The 8,272-nt window shown below is 52.2% G+C and carries 7 protein-coding genes and 1 pseudogene; 6 read left to right on the top strand and 2 right to left on the bottom strand.

The window, feature by feature from the left end; all coding sequences use genetic code 11:
* The 5 genes and pseudogenes from BHD06_RS24075 to BHD06_RS23375 all read left to right on the top strand — a co-directional run.
* Positions 1–353 (top strand): hypothetical protein (locus BHD06_RS24075; protein ID WP_217805714.1); only part of this gene is annotated, 353 nt, incomplete at its 5' end.
* Positions 354–572: 219 nt separating this feature from the next.
* A complete protein-coding gene (locus BHD06_RS21955; RefSeq protein ID WP_139784850.1) occupies positions 573–3,512 on the top strand; it encodes a hypothetical protein in 2,940 nt (979 codons plus the stop codon).
* Between the two features lie 44 nt (positions 3,513–3,556).
* Positions 3,557–3,973 (top strand): response regulator, encoded by a 417-nt coding sequence (locus tag BHD06_RS21960; protein ID WP_254892569.1) that lies wholly within the window; start codon positions 3,557–3,559, stop codon positions 3,971–3,973.
* Entirely contained in the window at positions 3,970–5,211 is a 1,242-nt protein-coding gene (locus BHD06_RS21965; RefSeq protein ID WP_080459089.1) for a hypothetical protein, read from the top strand. Before BHD06_RS21960 ends, BHD06_RS21965 begins: the two co-directional genes overlap by 4 nt.
* Before the next feature lie 159 nt (positions 5,212–5,370).
* Positions 5,371–5,539 (top strand): annotated as a pseudogene (locus tag BHD06_RS23375) (transposase); the annotation flags it as partial.
* A gap of 255 nt (positions 5,540–5,794) precedes the next feature.
* On the opposite strand, the gene BHD06_RS21970 reads toward BHD06_RS23375, so the two are convergent.
* Both BHD06_RS21970 and BHD06_RS21975 read right to left on the bottom strand, forming a co-directional pair.
* The gene (locus BHD06_RS21970) at positions 5,795–6,346 is read right to left on the bottom strand and encodes an IS3 family transposase (protein WP_080459090.1); all 552 of its coding nucleotides are present in this window, start codon (positions 6,344–6,346) and stop codon (positions 5,795–5,797) included.
* Positions 6,347–6,354: 8 nt separating this feature from the next.
* Positions 6,355–6,648 (bottom strand): IS3 family transposase, encoded by a 294-nt coding sequence (locus BHD06_RS21975; RefSeq protein WP_007195955.1) that lies wholly within the window; start codon positions 6,646–6,648, stop codon positions 6,355–6,357.
* A gap of 631 nt (positions 6,649–7,279) precedes the next feature.
* On the opposite strand from BHD06_RS21975, the gene BHD06_RS21980 reads away from it, so the two are divergent.
* Positions 7,280–7,915, top strand: a complete 636-nt coding sequence (locus tag BHD06_RS21980) for a class II fructose-bisphosphate aldolase (RefSeq protein WP_080459091.1) — start codon at positions 7,280–7,282, stop codon at positions 7,913–7,915.
* Positions 7,916–8,272: the final 357 nt, after the last annotated feature.

The following is an 8,272-nucleotide window of genomic DNA, read 5'->3' on the forward strand; positions in this document are numbered from 1 at the left end:
CTGCGCTCTTTCCCCATAGGCCGCAACCAGCCCCCGCGGCTTCCTCCTTCCGAGGTTTGTCAACGCGGGCCGAACGCAGCTCTGACGGCAAAGTTGCACCCCGGCCAGCATCGAAAAACCTTCAGGATTCCGGCAATTCGCTGCGATCGCGCGGTCATCGAACCACATCTACGAAAGCGGCCATTGAGATGGCATTCGGAGTAGCCGCGCAAGCAAAACCATTGTGGGAAACAGAGGGAGCAGACGCAGCAATTGCGGGACTCATACAACGATTGATTGATCAGCGTGCGCCGCGCAAAGCCATGGTGGACTTGAAGAAACAACCGCTACACACTACCAAAGCGAAAGAGTGATTTGACAACAGGATCGTTTACGCGTGCGCCTCATCAGTTTGACGCGAAGTCCTGGCCAGGCGGCCTGTGCGGGGGGAAGACAAGATTTCTACCAGAGCTCATAATTTATCAAACTTGGCTCGTAGCAACGAGCCATACCGGTTCCTACGCCAGAAGATTTGTGAAGCTGTTTCAGTAGGTGGTGACGACAAACCGTTGAACCCGTTTTTGAAGACCAGCTTGTTGAAGCTGAATAAAGACCGCTTCGCGACATTCACTTTTGACGAAACCGATTGGAGGCTCCTTGATCGAAAAAAGGGGCTGCGAGATAGCAAGTTCAATGGTACATATTTTGATCTTTGGGCCGACTATGTGGTGGAGAATATCGGATGGGTGAACGAGCTCAGTGAATTCTCAACGAAGCTCAATTTAATGGCTCTTAAGGCGGATACAGACGGTATTGCCTTAGCAATCTCGGATTTGGGGCCTGAAGCCTCCCAATCGCTCTTTACAATGAAGGCGGTAGCCGCCCTGCGTGTACACCAACCTGACGAAGTGGGCGTTTTTTTTTCGGGTAGGCTAAAATCAGGTTGGCTAAGGAATATTTTCGTAGACGGCCTCATTTCATCAACAGCGACAACAATCCCGGACCGTAGTTTTCAGGACACGACCGACTTCATGTTGTCGAACCTAAGACACAGGTCAGAACGAGAAGTCATCCGGTTTATGCTCCGGCCACAGCTTTCGCGCGAAAGCACTGCATTTCGAGCATACGTTGCTCTCCTTTCACATCCATTCGACGCTCTCCAGTTGTTAACGCTCGAACTGGAACGCTGCTGGTCGCAGAGAGTTGCAGTACCTCAAAGCGTTGTTTCAAAACTGCAGCATCTTGATGGCCTGAAGAACAATGAGTTCAAGCGGTTGTCTCTTGCACTCGATCTACTTGAAGGAGATCAAAAAAAGATAAATAGTACCGGTTCGCAGGACCCGGCGATCCAATATGTTGAGCATTTCGCTCGGGAAGAAATTGTCGAAATCCCAAAGCACCTAGCGGCAAGTGGGGTTCTGGCCGAAGCAATAAAGCACTGCCGTGTGGAGAAGTATCCGAACCCGGAAAAGTGGGAGGTTTTACGCGCCTTTTCGATTCACTGGGGCTTTTCGGACTTAGGTCGAGTTGTCCGCTCTTTTATGAATTCTCTATATCTTTTTCCACGAAGCGATCTCGAACAAGAAATGCGCTCGTTACTGCCTTTGGTCGACGCTAAAGGTAGAATTGACGCTTTTGTCGCGTCAGGGCCCAGAGGCATGCACTTCGTTCGATTAGTTGTTAGTCCGAGAGATTGGACCAAGACAAGAGCTAGCATAGACGCGGTCATTGACGCACCACAGCACTATGACTGCAGGTTTCGGCTCAACGCTGCACACTGGGAGTTACAGGGGTTTGAACTCGAAGCTGCGCCAAGGTCGTGGATACGATATGTTCGCGAAAATATCCCGATTGTGCCTGGCTACCTGAGCGGGATTGAGTGGAGCTGGCTCGACGCCGTGAATTCCAAGTATCGCTTGAGCCATTTCGAAAAAATCGAAATGGACCGTTACAGTTATGTCTTCGCTCATCTTGTCATGATGGTGGAAGAGGACAACGCAGACCCTGTCCCAATTAGATCGATGCTGAAGAAAATTGACGTCAGTGATTGGGAAGAGTTGGTAGAAAAGGTTAGCAGCAACCTTGGCAACCAAGTTCTTGGCGCGCTTCTGAGGTATTTCCTTACACCCAGTGAAATCTTGCATTTGAAACTCGCAAAAAACCCATTTGCGGCGATCACAGTAAAACTGGCTTTACTCGATTCCTATAAAACGAAATTTGGTTTCAACAGCATTGTTGATTCCGAATACTACCAAACGGAATCTACGACCCTTCAGCGAGCGCTATTTGCGCGGCACATCAGTCGCGGTCAGTTTGAATTCTCGTGGCCACGACTGCTAACTGACGCTAGCCGCAACTACCAAGACTATTACGATGCCGCCCTCGAGCTAATCCGCAGTGGAGAAGGGCGTCGGGTCCTGGGCGATGCCTTGGTTACACTTGAGCATAGTTTTGGAAACAAGCAAGCTGCTTCCTACAGGCTGCCAAATCATGTCAGGCAATTCGCGACAGTAGTCCTGGCGATAATTGATGAAATCTTGCAACATCCAGTTGGCGGCTTGGAGGCAATTCTATCTTCTCGATTTCGGCACGATACTCTTGAAAGGGAATTCAGAAAGCAAGCCACTGAAATCGCACGAGCACCGAATGCTCGCCTCCCCAAACAGGCGTCTGAAGCTCTCCAAAAACTCTATTGGCCACAAATCTCACAAATCCTAAGTGATTGGATCAGTAGCCGTTTGCAATCCCACCGAAGATCGACCCCGCATGGCATGTTCAATTTGGTTCCGACGCCAGATGAAATTGCTTCATTGGTCGATCAAGGAATCCGACTCCATCAGTTCACTGAAGTTTTTGAGCTTGTGCAAGAGTGGGTTACAGAGAGGCTCGATCAGCAACTCGTTCGAGTCCGCCGCAGCTTCGTGACCGATCTGAAAACGGAGTTGATTGAAAAAATCGACGAAATGAGGAACGCCCCTGCTCCAAACGAATATTATGGGGAAAAAAGGGCATATCTCGACAGACTAGCGGCAGGGATGGAGCACGCGATTTCCGAGACGCAGGGATGGTTTACCATCCCGGAACGGGCAGTCGAGAATACGTTTACGATCGACGTGCCCATTGAAATCGCAAAACAAGTTTGCGGGGTCGAAACAAACGAGATTTCGGCCTTGTCCAATGCCTCTGCGAACTTTCCATCGGACATGCGAAAACCGGCACTCTACACGTGCGTCGATATCGTCGCCAACGCACAAAAACATGGCGAAGTATCAAGACTCCGCGTGTCGAGAATCGCGGATAATTTGGTTTTTTCGAATTTCGTCTGCAGCCAATCAGACGAAACGTGGGAAAAAACGAGCCTGGCAAAAAACCAAGCTCAGCTTTTTTCGGAAGGAGATTCCGGGTTAATTAAAATCTCAGCAGGAATGTCCGCGTTGTGCGGAAAACCGGTCAAGGTTCGTGCCGTCAGAAGAAAGCGCTGGTTCCATTTGGTAATCCCCGCAAGTGAGATCATCCCATGTGTTTCCGAATAATTATTGTTGAAGATAACCATGAAAAAGCTCTGCAGGTACAAACCGTGATTGAGAAAACAGAGCTGAACCTCGAGATAGAAGTATCTCCAACTTTAACTGAGGCTGAAGATGCCATTAGAAAAGGTTCATTTGATTTGATGGTTTTGGATATTTCAATGGATATTTCCGAAGGTGGAAACGAGTTCTTTTCTGACAACCACGACATGTTGGGGGGCCTAAGGTTCGCGAAGGAGCTTTTCTTGAACGCGCTGGAGCTTCCGACAATCGTTGTTACGGCGCATGAATCATTCCTCGAAAAGAGCGCGAACAAAGCGCAAGTATCTTCCTTTATGTCCATATCAGACCTAAAAAATGAATTTTCAGATTTACTTGGCGACCTTTTCTTGGGGGTCGTTCGGTATCAAAAAACCGGGTGGGACGCTCAGTTGTTCACCCTAGTTAGCGAGGCAACGGATATATGAGAGTCTTGATCGTCCACGACCGAGAGGAAGCCCGAAAAGAGATTGAAGAAATCGTGGGGGCGGAATGCAATGAAAGCCAGGTGGAAACCGAGTCCACCTACAATGGTGCCCGCGATGCAATGAATTCGAAACAGGGGCGATACTACGACGTTCTAATCCTGGACCTAACGTTGCCTATCAATGCCCTCGATAGCCGCCCTCCGACCGTCGAAAATGCTCAGGCACTATTGAAAGAGCTGTTCGATGGTAATGAACTCAAGACACCAGGGGACGTCATTGGAGTTTCGTACGACATCCCGGCTGTTGAAAGCACAAACGCACAGTTCGCGGACCAAGTGATTACTCTGTTAGAAGAAAGCAAAGATAGCAATTGGCAATCCCAATTGGCTGCGAAACTTAGGTACATTCGTCGAGCCAATAAAGCCCGCCTTGGAGCTGAAATCACAGAGTACGGAAAAGATGTTCTGATAGTCACCGCGCTCGACAAGGAAGCGGCGCCCTACGAAGATCTTTTTGAGCTTTCTGAACTGGACCCGGAGTTCAATATCAAGGAGTTCGCATTCACTGACAAAGACGGAACCCTTAGAAGTGGCGTTCTTCACAGCGTGGGGCAAGCTGGTCAAGCGCCGACGGCTAGCGCAACCCAAACGCTCCTCACAAGGTATCGCCCCAGAGTTTCAATAATGTCTGGCTTTTGTGGAGGCATTAGAGAAAAAGTTGAGCTGATGGATGTTGTCGCATTCAATTCGTCATACGCTTGGGACAATGGGAAATGGGTGCATGACAAAAGCACAGAAAAACCCGTTTTCCGTCCTCGCCCAAATCCAATCGACCAGTCCGGCGACTCACTTTCGTCTGCGGTGCGTGAGCTGTTGAAAGACTCGTTTCTCGCGGAGCCTGTTGTTGTGAAACGTGTAAAGGAACTTTGTTCGGGCACAGATCACACCGACGTGAAATTTTACAGACAACCTGCAGGTTCTGGCTCGGCGGTGGTGAGCGAAGGCTTCATTGCAGAGAGTATCCGGAACTTGAATGACGATATCTGGGTCGTGGACATGGAATCATATGGCTTTTATTACGCCTGCCGAAACACACGATCAGCTAAACCCGCGTTCTTGTGTGTCAAATCAGTTTCTGATTTCTGTGATCCGGAAAAGGACGACAAGGTTCAAAACGCGTGCAGTTTTCTCTCCGCTCATACGGTGAAAACGATCCTAACGTCGTTCCTAGGTTTTTGATCCTGTTCGACAGCTGATCGTATTTCGCGCAGCTTGCCGTTGTTTTTTGACCGGCGCCTTTTCCGGGTCTCGCCTAGGCCCCGAATCACCTCCACTTGGTGGAGCTTCCGGCCCATCGAAGGGACGGACAAGAAGCGAACGAGATAAAGCGAGGAACAGATCATCGCCATCCTTATCGAGCATGAGGCCGGTGGGAAATGCGCCGATCTGTGTCGCAAGAATGGCATGTCGGAGGGCACTTTTTACTCCACGAAAGCCAAGTCTCGCGGGTGGGCTGCCGGTGTCTGACGCTAGGCGGCTGGTGCTCTTGCCGCGAATGTCTGCAAAACGGGCTGCCACCGCAAGAATTGCGATGCAGGCCCGAGTGACCGCTGTGGGCCGATCACGTCCCTCGACTCCATGTGCGGCAATCTTTCCTTGCGCCCGGCAGGTCGGTCCCGTTATGCTCTGTGGGTGATATACAAGACCAAACCAAGCCCACTTTCCGACCAAAAATAAACGTTAAATTTCAGATAGTTGCGCGAGAAGCGCTCCGATCCCTACCGCCGGAGCCAATAATCCTCAAGTAAAGCAATAAGTTAGCTTAAACCGCTCCAAGCGGGCTTGAGGGATTTTGGCGTTGGGGGAACGCTAGGGGAACAGGTGGGCGTTTTGGGTGCCAGACGTCGGCCTCCAGCGTGTTCGAGATCCGCCAGGCCAGGACCTTGCGGGTATGCCAGTCCATGATGGCGACGAGATACAGGAATCCGCGCCGCATCGGCAGGTAGGTGATGTCCGAGCACCAGACCTGGTTGGGACGATCCACCCTCAGACCTCTCAGCAGGTAGGGATAGGTCTTGTGTCCTTTCGCCGGCCTGCTGGTGTTGGGCTTCTGGTAGATCGGCATCAGCCTCATCACGCGCATCAACCGGCGGATGCGCTTCTCGTTCACCAGATGACCGTCGTTGCGCAGGTGCCAGGTCATCTGCCGAACACCGAAGAACGGCGTTTCCAGGAACTGTTCGTCGATCCGCCGCATCAGGCCGAGGTTCTGCTCGGTCTCGCCCTTCGGCGTATAGTAAAAGGACGATCGTGCGATCGACAGCAGATTGCACTGCTGGCCGATCGACAGCTGGGGATGATCGGGCTCAATCATGCCGCGCCTCACTTCCCGCCCCAGGGTTTGAGCTTTCGTTCCAAAAAAGAGTTGGCCACCGCCAGCTCCCCGATCTTGGCGTGCAGTTCCTTCACCTGCTCCTCGTCAATCTCGGGCTTCTTTCGACCGCCACGCTCGAACACGCCGGATGCGCCCTCGAGCAGGGCACGTTTCCATTGGTGGATCATCGTCGGATGAACCCCGAACCGGCTCGCCAACTCGGCGGCGGTCTCCTCGCCCTTCAGGGCCTCCAGCGCGACCTTCGCCTTGAACTCGGGCGCGTGCTGCTTGCGTTTCGACATCTCTGATCTCCTTCTCGTCGAAGATCAGCAGACTGAAAATCGTAGCTTATGTCAGTGTCCGAATTTCGGGGGGTAGCGCACTTCGCCGGAAAGAAAAGCGTCGGCTGGTTCGGCAGGATCAGACGATCCTTGACTGCTATTCTGGTCCCAGTGCGTTTCGGTGTCCCTTTCGAAGAAAGCACCTCAAGCTCACGCGCCTGAGCAAGTTCGGACAACACGGCAAAAATGTCTTCATTAGTCCCAGCGGTCCTGTTTCCAATCTCGACCAAGAGACGGGACACCTCTAACTCACCACCATTCATGATACGGTGGACCTCTGACGGTGGCGAGTTGATCAATTCCTTGCCAAGAGCGGTCCTATCAATGTCGGAGAAACTGAATAATGAGTCGCAGCTTTCTATCAGGCGGGTATCATATCCTAAGTTGAACAACCCGCCAGAACCCACATGGGTAAAGCTGTTCTGTTCTTGCCAGTGGACGCCCAACATCTTGTCACGCGCCGCTTGATGCTGCGAAAGGTGCGCGAGCATCATCCAGCGATTGTCGGTTCGAGACCACAGCATGAACGGGGTGAAGAACTTAGCACCGCTGTTCGAGTGGATGTGCGCCATCAAAGCGGGACAGGTCCAAGATGTTTCGTGTTCTGGCTGAACGGTCTCGGGTGCCTGTGGTTGCTCATCTCGATCATGGCAGAAGCCCTGAAGAATGCATCGAGGCCATCGAACTGGGCTTTTCGTCGGTGATGTACGACGGTTCCGCTCTGCCGCTTGCCCAGAATATTGAGAACACCCGCAGAGTGTTGGAGGTGGCACGGGCGGTTGGGGTAAGCGTTGAAGCCGAACTGGGTGTAGTCGGCTATGTTGGCACCAGCCCGTCGACTGGGACTGATCCCGAAGAGGCGCGGCGGTTTATCGCTGAGGCGCCGGTGGACGCGTTGGCGATTTCTGCAGGCAATACCCACCTGAGCACCTCAGATAGCGTGCCGGTTGACCTCAGCGTCATACGTGCTGTTGAGGCTGCGGTGCCAACCCCGCTCGTTCTACATGGCGGCAGTGGTATTCCCCGCCAGCAACGACGGCAGTTAGCACTTGAGACGCGGGTAATGAAATTCAACATCGGCACTGAATTGCGGCAAAGTTTCGGAAGCGCGCTAAGGGCGACCTTGGCCCGCGATCCAGAACTCTTCGACCGGAACGTGATTCTGGGTAGCGTCATCGATCCCTTAGCAGAGGCCACGGAGGGGGCCCTACATCACCTTTGGCGATAACAGTTTGCGGGGCGAATATCTCGTCCAGGTCAGCCAGGCGGTAAAACTCTGGAAAGCGAACCGGAACCTCACATCCATGGAAAATGAAGAGAATACATCTGACCGCGTCACTTTTCTGGCATTGACTGCTCCGCATTTCGATCGACGTATGATTGATAGCTCGCCCCCCATCAATTGAATAAGGCTATTGGTTAGCGGACCTTCATTTCACTTGCAGAGAACTCCCGCTTTCCTGAAGGTTTTTCGATGCTGGCCGGGGTGCAACTTTGCCGTCAGAGCTGCGTTCGGCCCGCGTTGACAAACCTCGGAAGGAGGAAGCCGCGGGGGCTGGTTGCGGCCTATGGGGAAAGAGCGCAG

It is taken from the genome of Roseovarius sp. A-2 (assembly GCF_002072155.1).
GTDB lineage: Bacteria > Pseudomonadota > Alphaproteobacteria > Rhodobacterales > Rhodobacteraceae > Roseovarius.

Excerpts from the sequence above, each read along its gene's own strand:
- BHD06_RS21980 (WP_080459091.1), top strand. The coding sequence starts at position 7,280 with ATGTTTCGTGTTCTGGCTGAACGGTCTCGGGTGCCTGTGGTTGCTCAT.
- BHD06_RS21975 (WP_007195955.1), bottom strand. The coding sequence starts at position 6,648 with ATGTCGAAACGCAAGCAGCACGCGCCCGAGTTCAAGGCGAAGGTCGCG.
- BHD06_RS21970 (WP_080459090.1), bottom strand. The coding sequence starts at position 6,346 with ATGATTGAGCCCGATCATCCCCAGCTGTCGATCGGCCAGCAGTGCAAT.
- BHD06_RS21965 (WP_080459089.1), top strand. The coding sequence starts at position 3,970 with ATGAGAGTCTTGATCGTCCACGACCGAGAGGAAGCCCGAAAAGAGATT.